General features: G+C 71.2%; 25 protein-coding genes. 12 read left to right on the top strand and 13 right to left on the bottom strand.

The features are described 5' to 3' along the window. The first annotated feature begins 13 nt into the window (after positions 1-13). On the top strand, positions 14-601 hold the full coding sequence (locus tag ACIBNE_RS18655; protein ID WP_399272747.1) for an isochorismatase family protein: 588 nt from the start codon (positions 14-16) through the stop codon (positions 599-601). 100 nt (positions 602-701) lie between these two features. Here ACIBNE_RS18655 and ACIBNE_RS18660 read toward each other — a convergent pair whose 3' ends face one another. The 3 genes from ACIBNE_RS18660 to ACIBNE_RS18670 all read right to left on the bottom strand — a co-directional run bounded on the left by ACIBNE_RS18660 (position 702) and on the right by ACIBNE_RS18670 (position 6,267). Further along, on the bottom strand, positions 702-1,040 hold the full coding sequence (locus ACIBNE_RS18660; RefSeq protein WP_399272748.1) for a hypothetical protein: 339 nt from the start codon (positions 1,038-1,040) through the stop codon (positions 702-704). 122 nt (positions 1,041-1,162) lie between these two features. Further along, positions 1,163-3,589, bottom strand: a complete 2,427-nt coding sequence (locus tag ACIBNE_RS18665) for an immune inhibitor A domain-containing protein (protein WP_399272750.1) — start codon at positions 3,587-3,589, stop codon at positions 1,163-1,165. 227 nt (positions 3,590-3,816) lie between these two features. Next, positions 3,817-6,267 carry an immune inhibitor A domain-containing protein gene (locus tag ACIBNE_RS18670; protein ID WP_399272752.1) on the bottom strand — a complete coding sequence of 817 codons (2,451 nt, stop codon included), beginning with the start codon at positions 6,265-6,267 and terminating at the stop codon, positions 3,817-3,819. Between the two features lie 428 nt (positions 6,268-6,695). Here ACIBNE_RS18670 and ACIBNE_RS18675 point away from each other — a divergent pair, with 428 nt between their 5' ends. Next, positions 6,696-7,022 carry a hypothetical protein gene (locus tag ACIBNE_RS18675; protein WP_399272754.1) on the top strand — a complete coding sequence of 109 codons (327 nt, stop codon included), beginning with the start codon at positions 6,696-6,698 and terminating at the stop codon, positions 7,020-7,022. Between the two features lie 30 nt (positions 7,023-7,052). Here the strand turns inward: ACIBNE_RS18675 and ACIBNE_RS18680 are convergent, their stop codons facing one another. Continuing rightward, complete coding sequence (locus ACIBNE_RS18680; RefSeq protein ID WP_399272756.1) at positions 7,053-7,616, bottom strand: RDD family protein; 564 nt, start codon at positions 7,614-7,616, stop codon at positions 7,053-7,055. Between the two features lie 320 nt (positions 7,617-7,936). Further along, a complete protein-coding gene (locus ACIBNE_RS18685; protein ID WP_399272758.1) occupies positions 7,937-9,679 on the bottom strand; it encodes an RDD family protein in 1,743 nt (580 codons plus the stop codon). A 252-nt stretch (positions 9,680-9,931) separates the two neighbouring features. Here ACIBNE_RS18685 and ACIBNE_RS18690 point away from each other — a divergent pair, with 252 nt between their 5' ends. Next, positions 9,932-10,414 carry an SsgA family sporulation/cell division regulator gene (locus ACIBNE_RS18690; protein ID WP_399272759.1) on the top strand — a complete coding sequence of 161 codons (483 nt, stop codon included), beginning with the start codon at positions 9,932-9,934 and terminating at the stop codon, positions 10,412-10,414. Positions 10,415-10,434: 20 nt separating this feature from the next. Here the strand turns inward: ACIBNE_RS18690 and ACIBNE_RS18695 are convergent, their stop codons facing one another. Then, positions 10,435-10,818 carry a VOC family protein gene (locus ACIBNE_RS18695; RefSeq protein WP_399272761.1) on the bottom strand — a complete coding sequence of 128 codons (384 nt, stop codon included), beginning with the start codon at positions 10,816-10,818 and terminating at the stop codon, positions 10,435-10,437. Positions 10,819-10,973: 155 nt separating this feature from the next. Beyond that, positions 10,974-12,395, bottom strand: coding sequence for an FAD-binding oxidoreductase (locus ACIBNE_RS18700; protein ID WP_399272763.1), 1,422 nt, complete (start codon positions 12,393-12,395; stop codon positions 10,974-10,976). A gap of 108 nt (positions 12,396-12,503) precedes the next feature. On the opposite strand from ACIBNE_RS18700, the gene ACIBNE_RS18705 reads away from it, so the two are divergent. Further along, positions 12,504-13,976, top strand: coding sequence for a tetratricopeptide repeat protein (locus tag ACIBNE_RS18705; protein WP_399272765.1), 1,473 nt, complete (start codon positions 12,504-12,506; stop codon positions 13,974-13,976). 164 nt (positions 13,977-14,140) lie between these two features. Here the strand turns inward: ACIBNE_RS18705 and ACIBNE_RS18710 are convergent, their stop codons facing one another. The 4 genes from ACIBNE_RS18710 to hppD all read right to left on the bottom strand — a co-directional run bounded on the left by ACIBNE_RS18710 (position 14,141) and on the right by hppD (position 16,568). Next, positions 14,141-14,731, bottom strand: a complete 591-nt coding sequence (locus ACIBNE_RS18710; RefSeq protein WP_399272767.1) for a nitrile hydratase subunit alpha — start codon at positions 14,729-14,731, stop codon at positions 14,141-14,143. After that, positions 14,728-15,057, bottom strand: coding sequence for an SH3-like domain-containing protein (locus tag ACIBNE_RS18715; RefSeq protein ID WP_399272769.1), 330 nt, complete (start codon positions 15,055-15,057; stop codon positions 14,728-14,730). The genes ACIBNE_RS18710 and ACIBNE_RS18715 overlap by 4 nt, the downstream gene beginning before the upstream one ends. Further along, positions 15,050-15,331, bottom strand: a complete 282-nt coding sequence (locus ACIBNE_RS18720) for a hypothetical protein (protein WP_399272771.1) — start codon at positions 15,329-15,331, stop codon at positions 15,050-15,052. The genes ACIBNE_RS18715 and ACIBNE_RS18720 overlap by 8 nt, the downstream gene beginning before the upstream one ends. Before the next feature lie 91 nt (positions 15,332-15,422). After that, a complete protein-coding gene (gene hppD, locus ACIBNE_RS18725) occupies positions 15,423-16,568 on the bottom strand; it encodes a 4-hydroxyphenylpyruvate dioxygenase (protein ID WP_399272773.1) in 1,146 nt (381 codons plus the stop codon). Positions 16,569-16,689: 121 nt separating this feature from the next. On the opposite strand from hppD, the gene ACIBNE_RS18730 reads away from it, so the two are divergent. From ACIBNE_RS18730 to ACIBNE_RS18765, 8 genes are all read left to right on the top strand, one after another. Beyond that, positions 16,690-17,169, top strand: coding sequence for an Lrp/AsnC family transcriptional regulator (locus ACIBNE_RS18730; protein ID WP_399272775.1), 480 nt, complete (start codon positions 16,690-16,692; stop codon positions 17,167-17,169). 16 nt (positions 17,170-17,185) lie between these two features. Next, positions 17,186-17,833 carry an ABC transporter permease gene (locus ACIBNE_RS18735; RefSeq protein WP_399272777.1) on the top strand — a complete coding sequence of 216 codons (648 nt, stop codon included), beginning with the start codon at positions 17,186-17,188 and terminating at the stop codon, positions 17,831-17,833. Continuing rightward, a complete protein-coding gene (locus tag ACIBNE_RS18740) occupies positions 17,826-19,067 on the top strand; it encodes an ABC transporter ATP-binding protein (protein ID WP_399272779.1) in 1,242 nt (413 codons plus the stop codon). Before ACIBNE_RS18735 ends, ACIBNE_RS18740 begins: the two co-directional genes overlap by 8 nt. Further along, positions 19,064-19,948 carry an ABC transporter permease gene (locus ACIBNE_RS18745; protein ID WP_399272781.1) on the top strand — a complete coding sequence of 295 codons (885 nt, stop codon included), beginning with the start codon at positions 19,064-19,066 and terminating at the stop codon, positions 19,946-19,948. The genes ACIBNE_RS18740 and ACIBNE_RS18745 overlap by 4 nt, the downstream gene beginning before the upstream one ends. Beyond that, positions 19,945-20,919 carry a glycine betaine ABC transporter substrate-binding protein gene (locus ACIBNE_RS18750; protein ID WP_399272783.1) on the top strand — a complete coding sequence of 325 codons (975 nt, stop codon included), beginning with the start codon at positions 19,945-19,947 and terminating at the stop codon, positions 20,917-20,919. The genes ACIBNE_RS18745 and ACIBNE_RS18750 overlap by 4 nt, the downstream gene beginning before the upstream one ends. Before the next feature lie 138 nt (positions 20,920-21,057). Beyond that, the gene (locus ACIBNE_RS18755) at positions 21,058-21,714 is read left to right on the top strand and encodes an ArsR/SmtB family transcription factor (RefSeq protein ID WP_399272784.1); all 657 of its coding nucleotides are present in this window, start codon (positions 21,058-21,060) and stop codon (positions 21,712-21,714) included. Positions 21,715-21,766: 52 nt separating this feature from the next. After that, positions 21,767-21,988 carry a hypothetical protein gene (locus ACIBNE_RS18760; protein ID WP_399272786.1) on the top strand — a complete coding sequence of 74 codons (222 nt, stop codon included), beginning with the start codon at positions 21,767-21,769 and terminating at the stop codon, positions 21,986-21,988. Next, positions 21,985-23,247: an MFS transporter gene (locus ACIBNE_RS18765; protein ID WP_399272788.1), complete on the top strand. Its 1,263-nt coding sequence runs from the start codon at positions 21,985-21,987 to the stop codon at positions 23,245-23,247. Before ACIBNE_RS18760 ends, ACIBNE_RS18765 begins: the two co-directional genes overlap by 4 nt. On the opposite strand, the gene ACIBNE_RS18770 is transcribed toward ACIBNE_RS18765, so the two are convergent. Beyond that, positions 23,198-23,995: a S16 family serine protease gene (locus ACIBNE_RS18770; RefSeq protein WP_399272790.1), complete on the bottom strand. Its 798-nt coding sequence runs from the start codon at positions 23,993-23,995 to the stop codon at positions 23,198-23,200. The genes ACIBNE_RS18765 and ACIBNE_RS18770 overlap by 50 nt on opposite strands. A gap of 40 nt (positions 23,996-24,035) precedes the next feature. Then, positions 24,036-24,677, bottom strand: a complete 642-nt coding sequence (locus ACIBNE_RS18775; protein ID WP_399272792.1) for an IclR family transcriptional regulator — start codon at positions 24,675-24,677, stop codon at positions 24,036-24,038. Between the last annotated feature and the right edge of the window lie 425 nt (positions 24,678-25,102).

The following is a 25,102-nucleotide window of genomic DNA, read 5'->3' on the forward strand; positions in this document are numbered from 1 at the left end:
TTAGGACCACGCCATGCACCGCGCGCTCATCGTCGTGGACGTGCAGAACGACTTCTGCGAGGGCGGCAGCCTCGCCGTGACCGGCGGCGCGGACGTCGCGGCCGCGATCACCGATCTGGTGGGCGCCTCGACCGCGGGGTACCGGCACGTCGTCGCGACCCGCGACCGCCACGTGAACCCCGGTGCGCACTTCTCCGACGCCCCCGACTACGTCGACTCCTGGCCGCCGCACTGCGTGGCGGGCACGGAGGGCGTCGGCTTCCACCCGAACTTCGCGCCCGCGGTGGCGTCCGGGGCGGTGGACGCGGTCTTCGACAAGGGCTCGCACTCGGCGGCGTACAGCGGCTTCGAGGGCTCCGACGAGAACGGGACGCCGCTGGCCCAGTGGCTGCGGGCGCGGGACGTGACGGAGGTCGACGTGGTGGGCATCGCCACGGACCACTGCGTGCGGGCGACCGCGCTGGACGCGGCGCACGAGGGGTTCGTGACGCAGGTCCTGCTCGACCTCACGGCGGGGGTGGCGGGCGCGAGCACGGAGGCGGCGATCGAGGAGATGCGCGCCGCGGGCATCGAACTCACCGGCAAGCCGGTGGTGGCGTAACCCCTCCGGGGGCCGGGCGGGCCACCGCGGACGCGTGGGCCGCTGCGCGGGGTGGGAGAGCGCCCGCCGCGGGCGAACCCGCACCCCGGGAATCCGCGCCCTACCGCAGCAGCGCGCGGATCGGGTGCCACAGCTCCTCGCTGCCGTGCGGCGCGGCCCGCCACAGCAGCCCGTCCGGGTGGTGCAGCACCGCCGTGATCTCGTCCGGCGACGGCGGAGCCGTGTTGCCCCGCAGATACACCGCCCGCAGCCCCAGGTTCCGCAACCGCGTCAGCGCCCGCGCCCGGTTCCTGGCGTACACCAGCACCCGGACGGACGAGCCGCCCGCGTCGGCGGCCCCCGCGGGCCCTCCGGCGCTCGCGTCCAGCACCGGTCTGGGCAGCGTCAGGGCCACCACCACGCTTCCGTTGGGAAGCCTCGCGAAACCTCCGCCTGCCATGTGCGTCACTCCCCCGTGAGACATCGCGTCAACAAGAAACCAACAGGACGCACCTAAACACGATCGGCCGCCGCCCGCTAGAGGGCGACGGCCGATCATGCTTTGACCTGCGGAAACAGAAATTACTTCTCCGAGCGGTCGACCTTCACGGTGATCGACTCGCCGTTCTTCGGCTCGCTCAGGATCGAGATCCGGGTGTTGGTGTCAGGAACGTTCACGCTGCCCGTGGGGTTCTCGGCGTACCAGTACGTGCCCTCGCGGTCGTCGAAGGCCGGCACCGCGGCGCGGGCGCCGAAGCGGGTCTCCACGCCGTTCTTGTGCAGCGAGAACGCGTCGGTGCGGTAGCGGCTGAACGTCGCGTCGTACGCCTGGATCTTGTTCCGGACGAGCTCGCCCGTGCCGTTCCACTTCAGCGGCTTGGCGTGCGCGTCGACCGGCAGGATCAGGCCCTTGCCCGGGTGCTGGCTGGTGTTGTTGTCCTTCTGGGACTCGTCCCAGAACCAGACCAGCAGACCGTTCTGGTACGGGAAGTGCTCGACCCAGTTCTCCCGCGTGTTGCCGAAGCCGAAGTTGTACGGGCCGGTCTTCAGGGTCTTGTCGTACGACACGTACTGGCGGTTCTCGGCCAGGTAGTACTGCGGGTACTCCTTGGTGAAGGACTCGCCGATGCGTGAGAAGCCCTTCGCGGCCCAGCCGTTGTCGTCGCCCTCGGCGTTGTCCGAGAACAGCGCGGCGCCGTCCGCGACGACCTTCAGCTCGTCCGCGGCGAAGCCCTTCTCGGCCGCGCCGCCGTCCGTCTGGTAGCGGAAGCGCAGGTCGACCTTCTTGCCCGCGTAGGCGTCCAGGCCGTAGACCAGCTTCTGGTACGCCTCGGAGTGGCCGGTCAGCGCGGGCTTGTCGCTCGCGTCGCGGGTGATCGCCTTGCCGTTGGCGGTGCCCTCGAGCGGCGTCCAGTTGGCGCCGCCGTCGGTGGAGACCTCGGCGTACAGGTAGTCGTAGTCCTGCTCGATCTCCCACCAGCCGGAGAGCTCCAGGGACGCCTTGGCCTTGCCGGTCAGGTCGACCGAGCGGGTCAGGGTGTTCTTGAGGTTGTCGCCCATCCCGCTCCACCACTGCTTGGCGCCCTCGGCGGGCTTCACGACAGCGGTGGGGACCGTCTTGGCGGGCAGGTGGACCAGCAGGGCCTGCGGGCGCTTGGTGTTGTACTCGGCGACGCCGAGCTTGTGCACCGACTTCGTGGCGGCCTTGGCCTCCGCGAAGTCCAGCCAGCCGAGCTGGAGCTTGTCCCAGGCGGTCATGTCGCCCGGCATGTCGCCGATCGCGTCCTTGCCCTCGCCGAGCCAGGAGCCCGCCGACATCAGGGACCAGAAGCCGACCGAGTTCTCGCCCTGGTTGGTGGTGTCGTACAGGTCGGGCAGGCCGAGGTCGTGGCCGTACTCGTGGGCGAAGACGCCGAGGCCGCCGTTCTCCGGCTGCATCGTGTAGTCGCCGACCCAGATGCCCGTGTCGCCGATCTGCGTGCCGCCGGAACGGTTGTTGGCAGGACCGGTCTTGCCCGCATCCGTGCCGTACGCGTACCAGCGGTGCGCCCACAGCGCGTCGTCGCCCTGGGCGCCGCCGCCCGCGGAGGCGTCCTCGCCCGCGTGGACGATCTGGAAGTGGTCGATGTACCCGTCGGGCTCGTTGAAGTTGCCGTCGCCGTCGAAGTCGTAGCGGTCCCACTTGTCGTACTGCGCAAGGTCGGCCTTGATTTGCGCGTTCGTACGGCCCTTGGCCTTCTGGTCGGCCGTCCAGGCGTTCACGCCGTCGCGGACCGCGTCCCAGGAGTTGTTGCAGTTGTTCTGGCCGCAGAAGTTCGAGCCGTAACGGGCCTCGTTGTACTCGACCTTGACCCAGTCGGAGACCGTGCCCTCGACCGAGTAACGGCCCGAGGAGGTCTTCTCGTAGTAGGTCTTCAGGGAGTGCTTCGGCGAGCCGTCCTTGTTCTTGCCGGTGCCGAAGTAGAGGTCCTGGAAGTGCTTCTGGTTGTAGTCCTGCTGCCACTCGGTCGAGTTGTCCGTCTTGCGATCGGGCTTCGCGATCTTGTTGTGCAGCGGTCCGGGGGTGCCGGCGTACTTCTTGACCGGCGGCTTGGGACCGGCGCCGTCCGGGTCGTGCATGGTCTCGTTGTCGACCTTGTCGCCGAACTCGACCAGGATCGTAAAGATCTTGTCCGTCTTCTGCCGGCTCAGCTCGACGTACTTCTTGTCGTCGAGCTTGACGACCTTGGAGCCGCCGCGCTGCTCCGCCTTGGCCTCGCCGGATATGAGCTGCTCGACGGCGGCCTTGCGCTGGACCTCCTGCTGCTTGCTGTAGGGGCCTTCGAGGTCGTGGTCGACCGCGCGCTTGTTCACCCCGTCCGGCGCCGGGTCCTGGCGCTCGATCGCGGCCGGAGCCGAGGAGTGGTTGTCCGTCGCCTGGGCGAAGCTGAGCGCCCCCGCCGTCGCGCTGGTCGCGGCCATCGCCACGAGCACCGCACTCGCCCTGAACGTCCGTCGTCTGCTGGTCACTTGCCCTGTCCTCCCCCGCGCCCGCACCGCCACGCGAAGTCTCTGCGCCTTACGAGTGCCGCAATTTGACCGGAACAGCAGAAGAAAAGACAGATCTTGACTTGAACACGACCAGTGCAGTATGTGGGATTCCGGTTCCGGTATACGGACACTCAAAGTGGCCGAAAAGGGAACCGGCCGCCGCCCCGGTGGGGCGACGGCCGGTGCTCAGCTCCGGGCTCAGCGGCTCAGCGGCGCTTGGAGGGGCTGACCTTGACCGTGATCGTCGAGCCGCTCTTGGGCTGGCTCAGGATCGAGATGCGGGTGTTGGTGTCGCGCACCTTCACGCTGCCGGTCGGGTTGTCCGCGTACCAGTAGGTGTACAGACGGTCGTCGAAGACCGAGACGCCCTTCTGCGCGGGGATACGGGTGGGAACGCCCGCCTTGTGCAGGGTGAACGCCTTCGTCCCGTACTTGCTGAACGCGGCGTCGAACGGCTGCGCCTTGTTGGAGATGTTCTTGCCGTCCGCCCACTTCAGCGGCTTGGGGTGGGCGTCGATCGGAAGGATCAGGCCCTCGCCCGGGTGCTCGCTGACGTTGTTGTTGCGCTGCGAGCCGTCCCACTGCCAGATCATCAGACCGGGCGCGTACTGGTAGTGCTCGACCCAGTTGTACTTCGGGTCGTCCTTCACGCGCCAGCCGAAGTTGTACGGGCCGACCTTGAGGGTCTTGTCGTACGAGACGTGCTGGCGGTTCTCCAGGATGTAGTAGTTCTCGTAGTCGCCGACGATCGACTCGCCCGCCCGCGAGAAGCCGCGCGCGGTCCAGCCGTTGTCGTCGCCCTCGGCGTCGTCGGTGAACAGCGCGGTGCCGTCCGCCTTGACCGTGAGGTTGTCGGCGGTGAAGCCCTTGCCGCCCGCGCCGCCGTCCGTCTTGTAGCGGAAGCGGATGCCGATCTTCTTGCCCGCGTACGCGTCCAGCGGGAAGACCAGCTTCTTGAAGGTGCCGGAGTCGCCGGTCAGGGCCGGCTTGTCGCCGCCGTCACGGGTGATCGTCCGGCCGTCGGCCGTACCGTCGATCGACTTCCAGCTCGCGCCGCCGTCCGTGGACACCTGGGTGTACAGGTAGTCGTAGTCGGCCTCGATGTTCCACCAGCCGTCCAGTTCGAGGCTGGCCTTCGACTTGCCGGTGAGGTCGACGTCGCGCTGGAGGGTGTTGGAGAGGTCGTCGCCGTAGTCGCTCCACCACTGCTTCGAGCCCTGGACGGGCTTCACGATCTGGGTGGTGGCGCGCTTCTTGGGCAGCTCGACCAGGAGCGCCTGGAGGCGCTGGGTGTTGTACGCGGAGACGCCCAGCGTGCGGACGTTGGTGTCGTCGTGCCGGACCTTGTCGAACTTCAGCCAGCCGAGCTGGAGCTTGTCCCAGGCGGTCATGTCGCCCGGCAGGTCGCCGATCTCGTTCTTGCCGGTGCCGAGCCAGGAGCCCGCCGACATCAGGGACCAGAAACCGACCGAGTTCTCGGCGGAGTTGGTGGTGTCGTACAGGTCGGGCAGGCCCAGGTCGTGGCCGTACTCGTGGGCGAAGACGCCGAGGCCGCCGTTCTCCGGCTGCATCGTGTAGTCGCCGACCCAGATGCCGGTGTCGCCGACCGCGACGCCGCCCGCCTTGAAGCCCGAGGGGCCGGTGTCGCCGTCGTCGCGCGAGTAGGCGTAGCCGCGGTGCGCCCACAGCGCGTCGGTGCCCTGGGCGCCGCCGCCGGCCGAACCGTCCTCGCCCGCGTGGACGATCTGGAAGTGGTCGATGTAGCCGTCGGGCTCGTTGAAGACGCCGTCGCCGTCGTGGTCCGTGCGGTCCCACTGGTCGTACTTGACGATGTCGGCCTTGATCTGGGCGTCCGTACGGCCCTTGGCCTTCTCGGCCGCGACCCAGGCGGTGACGCCGTCGCGGACCAGGTCCTCGACGTTGGGGCAGTTGTTGCCGCCGCAGTAGTTGGAGCCGTACCGGGCCTCGTTGTAGTCGACCTTGACCCAGTCGGTGACCTCGCCCTCGACCGAGTAGCGACCCGAAGAGGTCTTCTCGTAGTAGGTCTTGAGCGATTCCTTGCCCTTGCCGGAACCGAAGTACAGGTCCTGGAAGTGCTGCCTGTTGTAGTCCTTCTTCCAGGCCGTCGAGTTGTTCGTCGCCCGGTTCGGCTCGGTGATCTGGTTGTGCAGCGGGCCCGGCGTGCCGCCGTACTTCTTGATGGGCGGCTGCGGTCCGTCGCCGTCCGGGTCGTACATGGTCTCGTTGTCGACCTTGTTCCCGAACTCGACCAGGATCGTGAAGATCTTGTCGGTCGCCTCGCGGCCCAGCTCGACGTACTTCTTGTCGCCGAGCTTCACGACCTGGGAGCCGCCGCGGCGCTCGATCTTCGCGGTGCCCGCCATGCGCTGTTCGAGGGCAGCCTGGCGGAGCTTCGCCTGCTCCTTGCCGCGCGGGCCCTCGAAGACGTGGCCGGTTCCGCCCTTGCCCTCGGAGAGCGCCGGGTCACGGCGGTTCTTCTCGGCGAGGCTCTTCGCCTGGGCCGCGGTCAGGGCGCCGCTCTTCGGATCCGCCTTCGTGTCGGCCTGGGCCGAGGCGAAGACACCCCCCGTCGCGGCGGTCGCCGCGAGCGTGACGAGTACGGCGGTGGTTCTCAACGCGCGTCTCTTAGTGGTCACTTGATCTTTCTTCCTCCCCTGCGCGGCCGCCGCCGAGACCACGTTTGGAAGGTCCGCAGCGTGCTACGCGTCACAAGTGACGACATTCGACCGGAGTTGCGAGGGAAAAGACAGACCTTGACTTGCAAGGTGCAGGCGCGCTATTGCACCGTACATCTCAACCGGCGCTTACCCCCGACCAGTTGGTGAGACGGGTGCGCCCGTGCGCCCCCCGTGCCTCGGCACCGTGGGTTAGGTCACGCTTACTACCGGTTCCGCTCGGGCATCCACCGTCATAGAGTCGCTAGGCAGTGCGACTGATTCGAGCAGAAAACGGCTCCACACCCCCCTGAGGCCCCCCGAAGGCCCCCCGAAGGCCCCCCGAAGGCCCCCCGAAGGCCCCTCGAAAGCCTCCCCCCAGAGTCCACGTCGCGAGGACGGAACCCGCCATGACGCGTCCCAGTGCAGCTCAGCTCACCTACGGTTCGGTCACCGTCGTCTTCTCGACACTCGCCATGCTGCTCCTGTCCCGGACGACCTCCGGGGTCGGCGTCGGCATCATCGGCCTCTGTGCGCTGGGGATCGGGCTGCTGGTCGCCGTGACCGTGCCCCTGCCGAAGCGCGCCCGCGCGAAGGCGGCGACCACGGTCTGCGCGACGGCCAGTTCACAGGCCGGCACGGACCAGGTCGCCGCCACCGTCGAAGCCCGGTTGCCCGCGCCCCGCCCCGGCGCCCGGCGCACCGAGCGCGTGGGTGAACACTCACTGCGTGGGTGAACACTCACTGCGCGGCGCGCGGGTGAGCGGTCACCGTACGGAGACCACCACCGTCTTGCCCGCCTTGTCGTGCAGGCCCTGCTTGTAGGGCTTGTCGACCAGGATCAGGACGAGCAGGACCAGCGGCCACACGCACGGGCAGCAGATCAGTCCGGGCAGCCACAGCACGACGGCGCGCAGCATCGACGCACTGCTGTCCGGCACCCGGCCGTCGTTGAGCATCGCGACGCGGATGTTCATCACGCGCTTGCCGACGGTCTGACCCGACTGCTTGGTCATGTACCAGTCGTAGCCGACGTACGCCACGATCGAGATGATCTGGAGTACCCACTGACCGCCCGAGTTCATCTGGTCGACCACGTCACCGAAGTCGTCGGTGTTCGACGTGATCTTGTCGTAGGAACCCAGCGGAATGCCGATGATCGCCAGCGGCACGAAGATGATGAACCAGTCGATGATCCGGGCCAGGATCCGCTTGCCCGAGTCGGCGAGCGGCGGCATCCCGGCGAGCGGATCACCACCGTAGCCCCCGCCGCCCCCGCCGTAGGCGTTCGGGTCGTACGGAGGGGGCGGCGCCGATCCGTAGGGCGGCACGTCACCGGGCGGCGGTCCGTACGGTGACCCGTTTCCGGGGGGCTGCGATCCGTACGGTGACCCGTTTCCGGGCGGGGGCTGTCCGTACGGTGACCCGCCTCCCGGCGGCGGCTGCGGGTCCGGGGGCCGCTTCTGGAACGGGTCGTCCTCGGGGGACGGGAAACCGGGGGGCGGCTGGTCGTTGCTCATGGGGGCAGTGCACCCCGGCGGACGGGGCCCCGCAACGGCTCACGAGCCGTTCGAGGGACGGCCGTACGGGTGCCCCCGGGGCGGGTGCCGCAGGGCGCCCTCCGACTGCCCGCGCGTCAGCTCCCCGTGCGTCAGCTCCCCGCGACGAAGGTGCGCGCCGCCTTGTCGTGCCAGCACTGGCGCCAGGGCCGGTCGAAGAGGCACCACAGCACGTTGAACACGCCGATCACCAGCACGCCCAGCACCCCGTACACCAGCCAGCGGCGCAGCGCGGCGCCGAACGACGGCGGCTGGTGCGACTCGATGTCCCGCACCTCGACCCGGCACAGCCGCTTGCCGAGCGTCTTGCCCCACTTGGCGGTCGGCAGCGCCTCGTAGAGCAGGCCGAGGACGAGGAAGGTGCCGAGCACCGCGCCGAAGAGGCCCGCGGTCGTGCCGTCGACGAGCCAGACCGTGACCGTCTCGCCGGACTGCTTGGCCGCGTCCAGCTTCTCGTCGATGTGCGTGAGCGCCGCGCCCACCAGCGGGATGCCGACGGCGGCCGTGGCGCCGCCCAGGACGAGGGTGTCGACGAGCCGGGCGGCCAGCCGCCTGCCGAGCCCCGCCGGGCGGGCGGCGGCCTGGGCCTGCGCCATCTGCTGGAAGGGGTCGCTGACGGGCGGCTTCCAGGGCGTGACGGGCGGCTGCTCCCCGGAAGCCGCGGGAGCGGGGGCGGACGCCTGGGCGGGGGCGGGCGTCTGGGCGGGGGCCGGGGCCGGGGCCGGGGCAGATGCCTGGGCCTGCGCTGCGGGCGCGGGAGCGGGAGCGGGGGTCTGTGCGGGGGCGGGCGCGGGGGCAGGGGCGGGTGCGGGCGCGGATTGCGCGAGTTGCTGGACCTGCTGCTGCCAGGGGGTGGGCACGGGCTGGGGCTGGGCCTGCTGCGGCTGGGGCAGCGCCTGGGCCGGGGGCAGGGGCTGGGCCTGTGCCGCCTGGGCCTGCGGCTGCGCCGGGGGCAGGGCGTAGGGCTGGGGCTGCGGCTGGAGCTGCGGCTGCTGGAGCTGTGGGGCCTGCTGCTGCGGGGGCTGCTGCTGCGGGGGCTGGGCCTGGGGCAGGGACTGCTGCTGGGGCGGCGTCCGCTGCGGTACGACGGGGTTCGTGGGCTGCTGGTACGGCGCGGGGAGGGGCGCCGCGCCGGGGCCTGGGGCGCGGAACGTCATGGTGCCCTCGCCCTGGCCGGTCGGGGCGGGGCGCACGGGGCCCGTCGCCCTGATCGTGACCGTCCCCTCGGACGGCACGTCCGGCGCGGCGGGGAGCGCGCGCGGCGAAGGGGCCTGGGGCAGTGCGGGCGTCAGGTTCCGGTCGGCGGGCACCCGGGGGTCTGCGGTGCCGCCGACCGGGCCCGCCGTACCCGTACCGGTACCCGTTCCCGTACCGCCGGACTGTCCGAAGGGAACCACCGCGCTGTCCGGTCCCGTCCCCGGCGCCTGTTCGGGAACTCCCCCGGCGGGCGCACCGCCCCAGGAGACCCTGCGGTCCTGTTCGCCGCCGAAGCCGGACTGCCGGGACGCGTCCGCCTGCCAGGCGGTCGACGGCTCCTGCGGGGCCTCCTCCATCGGTTCCTCGTCGAAGAAGACGGGACCCGTCTCCTCCACGGACGGCGGCGGCACGGGGCGGCGCGCACCCGCGGGGGGCGCGGGGGCGGCCTCGCCCTGCTGCGGCGCCGGGCGGCTCGTACCGGGCACCCATGCGGCCCCGTTCCAGTACCGGATGTATCCGGGAATGGAGGGATCCGGGTAATACCCTTCGCGGGCTGTGTCGTCACCGGGTGCCGGGGTTGGGGCGCTCATCACCGTGGTCCCGTATCTGTTAGAGGGCCGCCGTTCAAGGCACCACATCTACCAGACGGCCGTATCCCCTAGGGCCCCTCCCGCCCTAAGCACTCCTTTTCAGTCACGGAACGGTCACGGTACGGAGCCGTCCGGGGTGTTTCACGGGCGCTCAGAAATTTTTTCCAGAAGTCGCGTCATAACCGGGGGCCACCCCCCTCTCTCCCCTTCGTGGCCCGAAGACGGGTCGTGAGAACGCAGTGCGTCGCGACATCGACATCGACATCGCGACATCTCGACATCGAGGAGAGGAACCGCACCATGAACACCAACACCGTCGTGGAACGCGAGCTGGAACTCAACCTGGTGCTGTCGCCCGAGCGGAGCATCCCCGTGCCCGCGCGGCTCAGCTACCGCACCGACGACCCGTACGCCGTGCACATCACCTTCCACGTCGGCTCCGACTCCCCCGTCAACTGGACCTTCGCCAGGGAACTGCTGGTCGAGGGCGTCTTCCGACCGTGCGGCCACGGCGACGTGCGGATCTGGCCGACCAAGGTCGACGCGCGCAGCGTGGTCTGCATGGCGCTCTCGTCGCCCGACGGGGACGCCCTGCTGGAGGCGCCGGCCGTGGCGGTCTCCGCGTGGCTGGAGCGGACGCTGCGGGTGGTGCCGCCGGGCGCGGAGTCGGAGCAGCTCGGCATCGACGAGGCCCTGGCCGAGCTGCTGGCCCCCACCCCGGCCGACGACCTGTGGCTGCGCGACCCGTGGCCCTCTGACGAGTCCAAGGACGGCGAGGGCTGAGACGGGTACCGGGGGTGACGCTATTCGGCGACGTATGTGTGAGTGATGAATTCGATGGAGTGGCCGTCGGGGTCGTCCAGATAGACCCCGCGGCCCCCGTAGTGGTGGTTGATCTGCTGCGGCTTGTCGTGGTGCGGATCGGCCCAGTACGGAATGGACCGCGCCTCGATGCGGCCGAAGATCCCGTCGAACTCCTCGTCGGTGACGAGGAAGGCGTAGTGCTGCGGGACGATGCCCTCCGCGGGCACCCGGAGGTAGTCGAGGGTGACGCCGTTGCCGAGCGGGACGCTGGCGAACGGTCCGAACGCGGTGGGCTCGGGCGCGTCGACGAGGCCGGTGAGGAAGCGCGCTCCGGCGAAGTGGTCGCGGCTGTGGACGATGGTGTGGTCGAGCCTGACGGTCATGTCTCCTCCTGTTTCGCTCCGCGTGCCTGCGTGCCGTTCACGCTATGCGGAGGAGACGTCCCGCACATCGGGCCTGCGACGTACGCCCCGAGTCCCCTGCGGTCCACGGTGGTTGTACGACTCCGGCCCCGTACGGGCACCCGTACCCGTACCCGTCAGAAGAGCTTGCCGGGGTTGAGGATGCCCAGCGGGTCGAAGGCCCGCTTGATGTCGCGCTGCAACTCCACTCCCACCGGGCCCAGTTCACGGGCCAGCCATTCCTTCTTGAGCACTCCGACGCCGTGCTCGCCGGTGATGGTCCCGCCGAGTTCGAGGCCGAGCGCCATGATCTCGTCGAAGGACTCGCGGGCGCGCCGCGACTCGTCCGCGTCGGCGTGGTCGAAGCAGACGACGGGGTGGGTGTTGCCGTCGCCCGCGTGGGCGCAGACGCCGATCGTGAGGCCGTACTTCTCGGCGATGCGGGCGGTGCCTTCGAGCATCGCGGCGAGCCGCGAGCGGGGCACGCAGACGTCGTCGATCATCGTGGCGGACTTGACGGTCTCCAGCGCGGTGAGCGAGAGGCGGCGCGCCTGGAGGAGCAGTTCGGACTCGGCCGCGTCCTCGGCGGGCACGACCTGGGTGGCCCCCGCGGCCGTGCACAGCTCGCCGACGGCCGCGAGGTCGGCCGCGGGGTCGGGCGTGTCGAAGGCCGCGAGGAGCAGCGCCTCCGTGCTCTCGGGCAGCCCCATGTGGGCCATGCGGTTGACGGCCTGGATGGTCGTGCGGTCCATCAGTTCGAGGAGGGACGGGGTGTGGCCCCGCTCCATGATCGCGCAGACCGCGTCGCAGGCGGCCGCCGCCGAGGCGAACTCGGCGGCGAGGACGAGCTGTGCGGGCGGCTGCGGCTTGAGCGCGAGGACGGCCCGTACGACGACTCCCAGGCTGCCCTCGGAGCCGACGAAGAGCCGGGTCAGGTCGTAGCCCGCGACGCCCTTGGCGGTGCGGCGCCCCGTGGTGAGCAGCCGTCCGTCGGCGAGGACGACGTCGAGGCCGAGCACGTACTCCGCCGTCACCCCGTACTTCACGCAGCACAGTCCGCCCGACGCGGTGCCGATGTTCCCGCCGATGGTGCACATCTCCCAGCTGGAGGGGTCCGGCGGATAGTAGAGGCCCTGTTCGGCGACGGCCCGCGAGAGCGTGGCGTTGACGACGCCCGGCTCGACGACGGCGATGCGGTCGACCGGGCTGATCTCCAGGATGCGGTCCATCTTGACCAGCGACAGGACGATGCAGCCGTCGGACGCGTTGGCCGCGCCCGAGAGGCCGGTGCGGGCGCCCTGCGGGACGACGGGGACGCGCAGCTCCGTCGCGGTGCGCATGACGTGCTGGACCTGCTCGACGGTGCGCGGGAGCACCACGACGGCCGGGTCGCCCGCCTCGCAGAAGCTCGCCATGTCGTGGGCGTAGGAGGCGGTCACGTCGGGGTCGGTGAGCAGCGCTTCGGCGGGGAGGCCCTCACGGAGCCGGTCGATCAGCCGGTCGATCAGCCGGTCGGCGGGCGGTGCGGTGCGCCCCTGATCCTCATGAAGATCGTCCATGGTCCCAGCCTGTCAGCCGGGGCTATTGGTGTGAACCCTTCTGCGGTACGGCGGGCCTCGCCGGTGTGCTCGTCGTACCGGACCCCTGTGTGACGCACAGTGAGCGGCATGGATGTCGCGAAGAAGACTGCGCTGGCCGGGCTCGCGGGCGCGGCGGTGCTGGTGTCCGGGGTGCTGGTCGTCACGCCGTGGATCACGGGCGGGGAGGCGGCGCGGGAGCCGAGTCCCGTGGAGCGGGCGCTGACGGCGGGCGCGGCGGGGGCACCGGCGGCCCTCGGCGACCTGAACGCGCTGATCGCCGACCGTCGCGCCTGGGTGGCGGCCCACCCTTCGGACGCGCCCGCGTGGGCGGCGCTGGGCTCCGCGTACGTGGAGCGCGGCGCGCGGACCGGGCAGCCCGCGTACTACCCGCGCGCCGAACAGGCGCTGCGGCGCTCGCTGGCCGTGCGGCCGGGGGCCAAGGGCAACACCGACGCGCTCATCGGCATCGCGGCGCTGGCCAACGCGCGCCACGAGTACGGGGCGGCGCGGCGGACCGCCGAGGCGGTGCGCGCGCGGCAGCCGGGGCGCTGGGCGGTGTACCCGGTGCTCATCGACGCGTACGGCGGCCTGGGCGACCTCAAGGCGGCCGGGCGGGCGGTCGAGAAGTTCCAGTCGCTGCGGGCGGGCGCGGCGGGGCTGGGGCGGGCCGCCCGGCTGTACCGGGACCGGGGCTGGCGGGAGGACGCGGCGGCGACGGCGGCGGAGGCGACCGCGCGGGCAGTGGTCCCGGCGCAGAAGGCGGAGTGCCTGGCCCGGCAGGGGGAGCTGGCGTGGGAGCGGGGCGAGGCGGAGGAGGCGCGGGGGTACTACGACGCGGCGCTCCTGGCCCACCCGTCCTCGCCCCTCCCGGCGGCCCTGGCGGGCCGCGCCCGCGCGCTGGCGGCCCTGGGGCGCACGGACGAGGCGGTACGCGACTACACGGCGGCGGTGGGGCGTGCGCCGCGCCCGGAGTGGATGCTGGAACTGGGCGAACTGTACGAGTCCCAGGGGCTGGACGGGGACGCGCGGACGCAGTACGCACGGATGCGGGGTGCGCCGGGGGCGCCGGGGGCGTCAGGGGCACTGGGGACGCCAGGGTCACCGGGGGCGCCGGAGGGCGGGGTCGGGGCCGGCGGGGTGAACGAGGTGCTCGTTCTGGGGCGTTACGCGGCGGACCACGGGGACGCGGAGGCCGTGGCGGACGCGGTGGAGCGGTTGCGGGCGGAGTGGAAGCGGGGCCGCAAGAGCCCGGAGGTGGCGGATGCGCTGGGGTGGGCGCTGTACCGGTCGGGGGACGCCGGGGAGGCACTGCCGTACGCGCGCAGGGCGACGGACGCGGGGGTGCGGAGGGCGGAGTTCCTGTACCACCGGGGCGCGATCGAGCGCGAGTTGGGGATGTACGGGGCGGCGCGGCGGCACTTGGAGGAGGCGCTGCGGGTGCATCCGGAGTTCTCCCCGTTGGGGGCTGGGCGGGCGCGGGAGGCGCTGGAGGAGTTGGGCGAGCCGCCCGGGGGCGGACCGAGGGACGTGTACGGGGCGAGGCGCTCCACGCGGCGCTGAGGGGCGCCCCGTCAGGGGCGCGGGGAACTGCGCGACCAGCCGTCCACCGGCCCGCAGGGCACTGCCCAGCCCCGTCAGGGTTTCGGGAAGGGGCGGGGTGGGGTGCTGCCCGCCGCAGGCGGAAGACGGCGCCCCCGGGCAACGGCACCCCACCCCACCGCCCCCTAGAGGAGCGCCGTACCGATCAGACCGTTCCGCGTCACGAGCCCCGCGAGTTCCTCCTCCGAACCGGCTCGCGCCGCCCCCTCGGGGCGCCGCGGCAGCACCATGTACCGCGTCTCCGACGTGGAGTCCCACACCACCACCCGCACCCCCTCCCCCAGCCGCACCCCGAACTCCGCAAGAACCGCTCGGGGCTCCCGCACCACGCGCGAGCGGTACGCCTCGCTCTTGTACCAGCCCGGCGACGGCCCCAGCAGCCCGATCGGGTAGCAGGAGCACAGCGTGCACACCACCACGTTGTGCACGTCCTCCGTGTTCTCGACCACCCGCAGCCGCTGCGGCCGCACCCCGCCCGAGACGAACCCGAGCTCGGCCACCGCCGCCGTGCCGTCCGCCAACAGCCGTTCCCGATAGCCGGGATCGGTCCAGGCGCGCGCCGCCACCCGCGCCCCGTTCGCGGGCGACGCCCCCGCGAGGAACGCGTCCAGCGCCTCGTCGAGCTCCGCGCCCACCACGACCCCGCGCTCTTCGAGGAGCGTCTCCAGGCGGCGCACCCGTCGGGAGACCGCCGCGTCCTCGTGCGTACCGCTCATGGCGCGACCGCCTCCAAGTAGCTCTCGAACAGGTCCAGTACGACGTCGTGGTCGGCCTCGTGGGCGCCCTCGCCCCACAGGTCCCGCGCGGCGAACCGCACCGCGTACACCTGTTCCAGCGGCGCGTCGCCCTGCCCACGGGCGTTGACGTCGGCGAGGAGCGCCCGCCCCTCCGGTTCCACGACCGTGCCCCGCTTGCCCCGGGCGTAGCGCGGCAGGCGCGTGTGGTGCGGCGGGTCGTGGTCGGCGGTCACCACCAGGTCCCCGGGCCGGAACCGGTCCCCGGCCCGGAACAGGCCCCCGGGCCGACCGGCCGCCTCAGTCATCGAGCTCGCCCGCCGCGACCACGCCCTTGCGGTCCAGGAGCACCCGCATCGCGTGGAACCAACGCTCGTAGTACGAGGCGGCCAGGTACTCCCCCGGCTCCATCGACTCGATGGCGTCCCTGAACTCGTCGAGGTTGTACACCCCTTGGGCGATCAGCGCCCGGTTGAGCGCGAAGACCCGCGCCTCCCAGTCCGCGTGGAACGCCTCGGGGCCCCCGCTCGTGTCGATCGCGCCGAACCCCTGCATGCCGCCGACGTCATTGATCCTCGCCATGTCCGCGACGATAACGCGCGGCGGCCCCACGGGGGCAGGTTCCGTGGGGCCGCGGTGCGGAGCGGAGCGGGCCAGGGCGGGCCCGGGGCGGCTAGAGGTTGCCGCGGCGCTCCTGCTCGCGCTCGATCGCCTCGAAGAGCGCCTTGAAGTTGCCCTTGCCGAAGCCCATCGAGCCGTGGCGCTCGATCATCTCGAAGAAGACGGTCGGGCGGTCCTGGACCGGCTTGGTGAAGATCTGCAGCAGGTAGCCGTCCTCGTCGCGGTCGACGAGGATCTTCAGCTCGCGCAGCGTCTCGACGGGCACGCGGGTCTCGCCGGCCCACTCGCCGAGGGTGTCGTAGTACGTGTCGGGGGTGTTCAGGAACTCGACGCCCGCCGCGCGCATCGCCCGTACCGTCGCGACGATGTCGTTGGTGGCCAGCGCGATGTGCTGGACGCCCGCGCCGCCGTAGAACTCCAGGTACTCGTCGATCTGCGACTTCTTCTTGGCGATCGCGGGCTCGTTGATCGGGAACTTCACCTTGAGGGTGCCGTCCGCGACGACCTTCGACATCAGCGCCGAGTACTCGGTCGCGATGTCGTCGCCCACGAACTCCTTCATGTTCGTGAAGCCCATGACCTGGTTGTAGAAGCCGACCCACTCGTTCATCCTGCCGAGCTCGACGTTGCCCACGCAGTGGTCGATGGCCTGGAAGGTGCGCTTGGCCGGGGGCTCGACGATCGGCCCGGCGGTGACGAAGCCGGGCAGGTAGGGGCCCGTGTAGTCCTTGCGCTCGACGAGGGTGTGGCGGGTCTTGCCGTACGTGGCGATGGCGGCGAGGACGACGGTGCCGTGCTCGTCCTTGACCTCGTACGGCTCGTCGATGCCGCGCGCGCCGTGCTCGACGGCGTAGGCGTAGGCGGCGCGGGCGTCCGGGACCTCGATGGCGAGGTCCACGACGCCGTCGCCGTGCTCGGCGACGTGCTCGGCGAGGAACCGGCCGCGGTCCGTGGTCGCCTTGATGACGGAGGTGAGGACGAAGCGGGCGGCGCCGTTGGTGAGGACGTAGGAGGCGGTCTCGCGGCTGCCGTTCTCCGGTCCGGAGTAGGCGACCAGCTTCATGCCGAAGGCGGTCGAGTAGTAGTGCGCGGCCTGCTTGGCGTTGCCGACGGCGAACTCGACCGCGTCCATTCCCTTGACCGGGAAGGGGTCGGCCTCACGCGCGGTTTCGGGGCTGGTGTGCAGCGTCTCAGTCATGTGGGCAGGTTCTCCCCGCTCCGCAAGCTGCGCAATAGTTTGCGTTTTTGCTGGTCAGATTGTGCAGCAGATGGTCAGTATGAATGGCTCATCTGTACACGGTGACCATCGGGAGGCTCTCATGGCGATCGATCATTTGGACGGGCGGCTCATCACCCTCCTGGCGCAGGAGCCCCGCATCGGGGTGCTGGAGGCGTCGCGCAGGCTCGGCGTCGCGCGCGGCACGGTCCAGGCGCGGCTCGACCGGCTTCAGTCGAATGGAGCCATTCGGGGATTCGGCCCGCAGGTCGACCCGGCGGCCCTGGGCTACCCCGTCACCGCCTTCGCCACGCTGGAGATCAAACAGGGGCAAGGCGTCGACGTACGGGCGCACTTGGCGGGCGTTCCCGAGGTGCTGGAGCTGCACACCACGACCGGGCACGGCGACATGCTCTGCCGGCTCGTGGCGCGCTCCAACGCCGACCTCCAACGGGTGATCGACCGGGTTGTCGGTTTTGATGGGATCGTCCGTGCCTCCACGGCGATCGTGATGGAGAACCCTGTTCCCCTGCGCATCATCCCGCTCGTGAAGCAGGCCGCGGAGGACAGCGACCGGAGCTAGCGAGGGGAGCGGCGGGTTGAACTTCTGGGACTACCTGACCACCCGGCACGAGCAACTCCTCACCGACGCCTTCCAGCACGCCAGCGCGGTGTTCCAGTGCATGGTGATCGCGACCGTGCTCGGCATCCTCATCGGGGTGCTGACCTACCGCTCCGGCTGGGCGGGCGGGCTCGCGATCACCACCACGTCCACCATCCTGACCATGCCGTCACTGGCCCTGATCGGTCTGCTGATCCCGCTGGTGGGCCTGGGCGTCGCACCGACGGTGATCGCGCTGACGCTGTACGGGCTGCTGCCCGTCGTGCGCAACGCCATCGTCGGGCTGCGCGGGGTCGATCCCGCGCTGGTGGACGCGGCCAAGGGCATCGGGATGTCGCGCGTCGCCCGGCTGTGCCGGGTGGAACTGCCGTTGGCCTGGCCGCCGATCCTCACCGGCATCCGGGTCTCCACCCAGATGCTGATGGGCATCGCCGCCATCGCCGCCTACGCGTCGGGGCCCGGCCTGGGCAACGAGATCTTCCGCGGCATCGCCTCGCTGGGCAGTGCCAACGCCATCAACCAAGTGCTCGCCGGCACCCTCGGCATCGTCGTGCTCGCCCTGCTGTTCGATGCCGCCTACGTCCTGCTCGGCCGAGTGACCATCCCGAGGGGGATCCGTGTCTGAGCCGTCCGCGACCGCCGGTGCCGCCACGTCGGGCGCCAGCATCCGACTGGAGAACCTCACCAAGCGCTACCCCGGCAACCCCAACCCCGCCGTGGACGACGTCTCCATGGACATCAAGGCGGGCGAGCTGATCGTCTTCGTCGGCCCGTCCGGCTGCGGCAAGACCACGACGATGAAGATGATCAACCGGCTGATCGAGCCGACGTCCGGCCGGATCAGGATCAACGACGAGGACGTCACCGACATCGACCCGGTGAAGCTGCGCCGCAAGGTGGGGTACGCGATCCAGTCGTCCGGCCTCTTCCCGCACATGACCGTCGCGGAGAACATCGCGCTCGTGCCGAAGATGGTCGGCTGGGGCAAGGCCCGGGTGAAGGACCGCGTCGAGGAGATGCTGGACCTGGTGGGGCTCGACCCCAAGGAGTTCCACGACCGCTATCCGCGCCAGCTCTCCGGCGGCCAGCAGCAGCGCGTCGGCGTGGCGCGGGCGCTCGCCGCCGACCCGCCCGTACTGCTGATGGACGAGCCGTTCGGCGCGGTGGACCCGATCACCCGCGACCACCTCCAGGACGAGCTGATCAGGCTCCAGCACGAGCTGCACAAGACGATCGTCTTCGTCACCCACGACTTCGACGAGGCGATCAAGCTGGGCGACCGGATCGCGGTGCTGCGCGAGCGCTCGCACATCGCGCAGTTCGACACGCCCGAGGCGATCCTCACCAACCCGACGGACGACTTCGTCTCCGGGTTCGTGGGCGCGGGCGCCGCCCTGAAGCGGCTCAACCTGACGCGCGTACGGGACGTGGAGATCGCCGAGTTCCCCACGGTGACCGTGGAGGACCCGCTCCAGTCGATCTTCAACAAGCTGCGCAGCGGCCCGCACAACGAGCTGCTGATGCTGGACCGCAGGATGCGCCCGTACAAGTGGCTGCGGCGCGGCGACCTGATGCGCGCCAAGGGGTCGCTGGCGCGGGCGGGGCAGTTGGTGCACGACACGGTGACGCGCGACGCGACGCTGCACGACGCGCTGGAAGCGGTGCTCACCGACTCCGGCGGGCGCGTCGCGGTGACGGGGCGGCGCGGCGAGTTCATCGGCGTCGTCGACATGCAGACGCTGCTGAACTCCGTGCACGAACTGCTCGAAGCCGACCGGCTCGCCGCCATCGAGCACCAGCACGAGCTGGAGGAGTCCCGGTCCCACCACACGGAGCAGGAACTGGAGGGCGACCGGTGAGGGCCCCCGCCGGGCGCCCGCCGGGCGAACACGACGTCAAGGGGCACGCCTTCCGGGACGAGCTGGCCGACGGCTCCCACGACGGCTCACCGGACGGCTCCCACGCCGAGGAGGAGCCGGGCCCGCCGCGACGGGCGCCCGCGCGCCGGTTCACCTGGCGCAAACTGGTGGTGCTGCCGGCCGTCGTGGCGCTCGCGCTGGTGCTGACGTACTTCTGGATCACCAACGCCGAGCTGGACTCGATCGCGCGCAACTCCATCGACAACGGCAACGTGTGGCTGCGGCTGCGCCAGCACGTCGAGTTGACCGCGATCTCCACCTTCTGGGTGCTGGTCATCGCGATCCCGCTGGGCATCGCGCTGACCAGGCGCGGGCTGAGCAGGGCCGCGCCGGTCTTCACCGCGCTGGCCAACATCGGGCAGGCGACGCCCGCGATCGGCCTGCTGGCGCTGCTGGTGATCTGGCTGGGCATCGGGCCTTCGACGGCGATCGTCGGCATGGTGGTCTACGCGGTGCTGCCGGTGCTCTCCAACACGGTGGCCGGGCTCAAGGCGATCGACCCCCAGCTGGTGGAGGCGTCGCGGGGCATCGGGATGTCGGCGCTGGGCACGCTGACGCGGGTCGAACTGCCGCTCGCCGTACCGCTGATCCTGGCGGGCGTGCGGACGGCGCTGGTGCTCAACGTGGGCACGGCGACCCTGGCGACGTTCGGCGGTGGCGGCGGGCTCGGCGACCTGATCACCTCGGGCATCCAGACGCAGCGGATGGCGGTGCTGGTGCTCGGCTCGATCCTGACGGTGGCGCTGGCCCTGCTCGTGGACTGGCTGGCGTCGCTCGCGGAACTGGCGTTGACCCCGCGCGGACTGGAGGCGAGCGCATGAAGCACGCGCGTACGGGTCTGGTGGCGGCGCTCGCGCTGTGCGTCGGGCTCTGTGGATGCGGCCTCAAGAGCGGGTCACCACTTGTTGACGACGTCTCGCCCGGCTCGGTCGGGCAGGGCGAACCCCTCAAGGGCGCGTCCCTGACGGTCACGTCGAAGAACTTCAGCGAGAACATCGTCCTCGGCCAGATGGTCGGGCTGCTCTTCAAGGCGGCGGGCGCCGAGGTGCTGGACCGCACCAACCTGCCGGGCTCGATCTCGGCGCGCGAGGCGATCGTGGGCGGCGACGCGGACGCGATGTACGAGTACACGGGCACGGCCTGGATCACGTACCAGGGCAACGCCGAGCCGATCGCCGACCCGCAGGAGCAGTGGCGGGCGGTGCGGGACGCGGACCTGAAGAACGGCGTGACGTGGCTGCCGCAGTCCACGCTGAACAACACCTACGCGCTGGCGGTCAGCAAGGAGAACAACGCGAAGTACGGGCTCAAGACGCTCTCCGACGTGGCCGCGCTGGCGAAGAAGGACCCGTCGGCCGTGACGATCTGCGTGGAGAACGAGTTCGCCTCGCGCGACGACGGACTGCCCGGCATGGAGAAGGCGTACGGGATGAAGGTCCCGGCGGCCAACATCCGGAAGATGGACGCTGGGATCATCTACACCCAGGTGTCCAAGTCCGACGCGTGTCTGCTGGGCGAGGTGTTCACCACCGACGGCCGCATCAAGGCGATGGACCTGGACGTGCTCGCCGACGACAGGCGCTTCTTCCCCAACTACAACGCGGCCCCCGAGCTCCACAGCGCGACCGTCGAGAAGTGGCCGGCGATCACGGAGCTCCTGGACCCGGTGAGCGCGAAACTGACCACGGCGGTGGCGCAGGAGCTGAACGCCAAGGTGGACGTGGACGGCGAGGACCCGCACGAGGTGGCGAAGGACTGGCTGGTGGCGGAGGGGTTCATCAAGGAGGGATAGCGGAGCGGGGGCGGTGGCCAGAGGCCGGAGCCGGTGGCTGGGCCGGTGCCTGAGGGGCCGCACGCAAAGGTTCCCTTGCAAAGAAGTAGATGCAAAGAAGTACTTGCAACGCCTTCTTTGCAAGTCTACGGTTGAGGCATGCCCGAGATTCCTCCGGAGCGGGTCCACGAGCTGGACCCGCGCACCCTGCGCGGCCTCGCACACCCCTTGCGCGTACAACTGCTCAACAAGCTGCGCGCCGACGGCCCCGCGACCGCGTCCCGACTCGCCGCGTCCCTGGGCGAGTCCAGCGGCGCGACCAGCTACCACCTGCGCCAGCTCGCCTCGTACGGCTTCATCGAGGACGCCCCCGAGCACGGCAAGGGGCGCGAACGCTGGTGGAAGGCCACGTACCAGTCACTGCTCTTCGACCCGAAGCTCCACCACGACGCGGACCCGGCCGTCCGGGGCGCGGCGAACTTCTACTTCCACCAGATCGCGACCCTGCACACCGAGGAGGTCAACACCTTCATCGGCACCATGGATCAATGGCGGGACTGGGACCGCGCCAACGACCTCAGCGACTGGACCCTGCGGCTGACCCCGGAGCTCGCCACCGAGCTGCACCAGCAGGTGCACGCCCTGATCGACAGCTACCGCGAGCGCGAGGTGGCACCGGAGACCGAGGGCTCCGCGCAGTTCCGCATGCACGTCCACGCCTTCCCGCGCGCGACCCAGGGCGCGGAGCCCTCCGAGTCCCCTTCCGAGCCCCCCTCGGATTCCCCCGAGCAGTCCACGAACACCGACCCGAGCTGAGCCACGCCCCACACCCCACACCCCACACCCCACACCCCAGGGAGCACCTGCCATGCACCCGTACACCCACCTCCGACTGCACGAGGCCCGCGCCGCCGAACTCCGCGCCGACGCCGGTCCCCACCCCCTGTCCCCCACCCTCACGTCCGCGCCCACGCCTGCCAACACCCGTGGGCACCGCCCCGACCTGCGCGCCCGACTCGGCTGGACCATGGTCGAGCTGGGCCTGCGGCTGGTCCGCGACCAGCAGCCCTCCGGGCTGCGCACGGTGTGAGCCGCACCCCGCTCGCCGCCGTACTCGGCGCCAACGCCGTCTCGGCTGCGGGCAGTTCACTCACCCTCATCGGCGTCCCCTTCTTCGTCCTGGAGACCACGGGCAGCGCGGGCCGGGCGGGCGTCGTCGCCTTCTGCGCGACCCTGCCCATCGCGCTCTCCGCACTGATCGGCGGCCCCCTCATCGACCGGGTCGGGCGCCGCAGGGTCTCCATCGCGTCCGACCTCGTCTGTGCGACGGCCGTGGGCGCGATCCCGCTGCTGCACCGGGCGGGGGCCCTGGAGTTCTGGATGCTGTGCGCGCTGATGGCGCTCGGCGGACTCGCCCACACCCCCGGGGTCAACGCCCGTTTCGTCCTCACCCCCGACCTCGCGGCACACGCCGGAACCACCCTCGCCCGCGCCGCCAGCCTCTTCGACGCGGTGACGCGCGGGGCGAGGATGGCGGGCGCCGCGCTGGCGGGCCTGCTGGTGGCACTCGTCGGCGCGCAGAACGTCCTGCTGATCGACGCCGTGACCTTCTGCCTGTCGGCACTGCTGGTCGCCGGAGGACTGCGCGGCGTACGGGAAGCGGCGCCGGTCAAGGCCGCGGCGCCGTTCTCCGCGGCCTCGTACCGCCGCGAACTGGCCGAAGGGTTCGGCTACTTGGTGCACGAGCGGCTGCTCCTGGCGACCGTGCTCGTCGTCATGTGCATCAACGGCATGGACCAGGGCTGGAACGCCGTACTGCTGCCCGTGCACGCCGAGAGCGAGCTGGGCGGCGCGACCGCCCTCGGGCTCGCCACCGCGGCGTTCGGACTCGGCGCGCTCGTCGGGGCGCTGCTGTACGGGGCGTTCGGACACCGCTTCCCGCGCCGCGCGGTGCTGTGCGGCGCGCTCGTCCTGTGCGGCGCGCCCCGCTACGCCGTGGCCGCGCTGACCGACACCGCGCCGCCGCTCGCCGCGACGATGCTGCTGGCCGGGCTCGCGGCCGGAACGCTCAATCCGATCCTGGTCACGGTCATCTACGAGCGGGTCCCCGACGAACTGCGCACCCGGGTCGCCGGAGTGCTCACCGCGGGGGGCGAGCTGGCGATGCCGCTCGGCGGCCTCCTGGCGGGCGGCCTGGTCGAGGCGGCGGGGCTCACGTCCGCGCTGCTCGCGGTAGGGGCCGGCTATCTGCTGGTGACGCTCGCCCCTGCGGTCTTCCCCTGCTGGCGCGCGATGGACGTCAGCAGCTCGGCACCTTCCCGCCGGTCTCCAGCGCCCGCAGCGCCTTGACCGCGCCGTCCAGGTCGCTCACCGGGACGATCCGCAGGCCCTTCGGCCGCTCCGCCTCGGCCTGGGCGCACTCGTCCTTCGGCACCAGGAAGACCGTCGCGCCGTCGCGCGCGGCGGCCTGCGTCTTCAGGGACACGCCGCCGACCGCGCCGACCTTGCCGTCGGGCGCGATGGTGCCCGTGCCCGCGATGCTGCGGCCGCCCGTCAGGTCGCCCCCCGCGCCGTCGCCGTCCAGCTTGTCGATGATGCCGAGCGCGAAGAGCAGTCCGGCGCTGGGGCCGCCGATGTCGGCGAGGTGCAGCTCGACCTTGACCTTCGCGGGGTCCAGGTCGAGGTGGCCCAGGGCCGCGTCGACCGCGTCGACCTGCGAGTCCGCCATGTCCTTGAGGTTCTTCTTCTCGACCTCGGCGTCCGACTTGCCCTTGGGGTAGACGCTGTCGTGCGGCATCACCGCGCGGTCGCCGCGCAGCCACGCGTCGACCACGTCCCCGAGCCGCACGTCCACCTTCGGACCCGTGGCCAGGATCGTGACCATGCGCAGCTCGCCCTTGGTCTTGCGGGTGGGCGCGCCGGTGACCGTGATCACCGGGGTGCCCTTGTCGCTGCCGAGCACGTCCGCCGTCGACCCCGGCTGCGCCAGCGAGAACGGCAGCGGCGCGAAGGCGACGGTGCCGAGGAGGGCGGCGACGGGGAGCGCGGCGAGGGTGAGAGCGCGGGGGCGGGAGAGACGGGCGAGACGCGAGAGCACCCGCCCAATGTATCGGGCGCGCCCCGCACCCCCGTACCGGCTACCGCAGCGCGTCCGCGACCTCGCGCGCCGCGTCGACCACGCGGGGCCCCACCCGCTCCGGTACGGAGTCCGAGAGCATGACCACCCCCACGCTCCCCTCTATCCCGGTCACGCCGAGCAGCGGCGCCGCCGCTCCGCTCGCGCCCGCCTCCAGCTCACCGTGCGTGAGCGTGTAGCCCGGCTCGGGCAGCGTGCCCTGCCGCGCGGAGAGTATCGCCCGCCCGGCGGCCCCCCGGTCGAGCGGATGGCGGAAACCGGCCCGGTAGGCGACGTGGTAGTCGGTCCACGTGGGCTCCACGACGGCGACCGCGAGCGCCTCCGCACCGTCCACGAGCGTGAGGTGGGCCGTGGCCCCTATGTCCTCCGCGAGCGAGCGCAGTGCGGGCAGCGCGGCCTCCCGCACGAGCGGGTGCACCTGCCTGCCGAGCCTCAGCACACCGAGGCCGACCCGGGCGCGGCCGCCCAAGTCCCTGCGCACCAACGCGTGTTGTTCCAGGGTGGCGAGCAGACGGTAGACCACGGTGCGGTTCACGCCGAGTTTGTTGGACAACTCGGTGACCGTCAGGCCGTGGTCGGTGTCGGCGAGCAGCTTGAGGACTCTCAGTCCCCGGTCGAGCGTCTGGGAGGTCTCCGCGGTCACGACGCCCACTCCTCTGTGGTGAGTCGCGGCGGCTCTCAAGGGTGCGCGGCGCCGGTCCCTCGGCGCCGCACGTCAGAGGCCACCGACAAGGCCATGGCACCGGCTGCGCCCCGCGGCAACGCTGCCACGGGGCGTTCACGTTGCCGGGACATTAGCGAGCCGGTTCGCTCAGCGGAAGACCTCGTCCAGAATCCGGGCGTGGAAAGGAAGTTGGGGCGCCGTTGCGTAATCATTCATCCGGATTCAGGACTTTGGTCCACCCATACGGTGACTTACGGCACGTACGCCGCCTTTACTCCCCCATTACTGTTGGGGGCATTCGAGGGGCGACCGTGGGGGCCGCCCCTCGACGCAACTCCCGTCCCCGCGGGAGGCAGGGCCCGGTGGCGCACAGCCCCGGGCCCTGCTGCACACCCGTAGGGCAT

The organism is Streptomyces sp. NPDC050504 (assembly GCF_044458065.1).
In the GTDB taxonomy this organism is placed as follows: domain Bacteria; phylum Actinomycetota; class Actinomycetes; order Streptomycetales; family Streptomycetaceae; genus Streptomyces.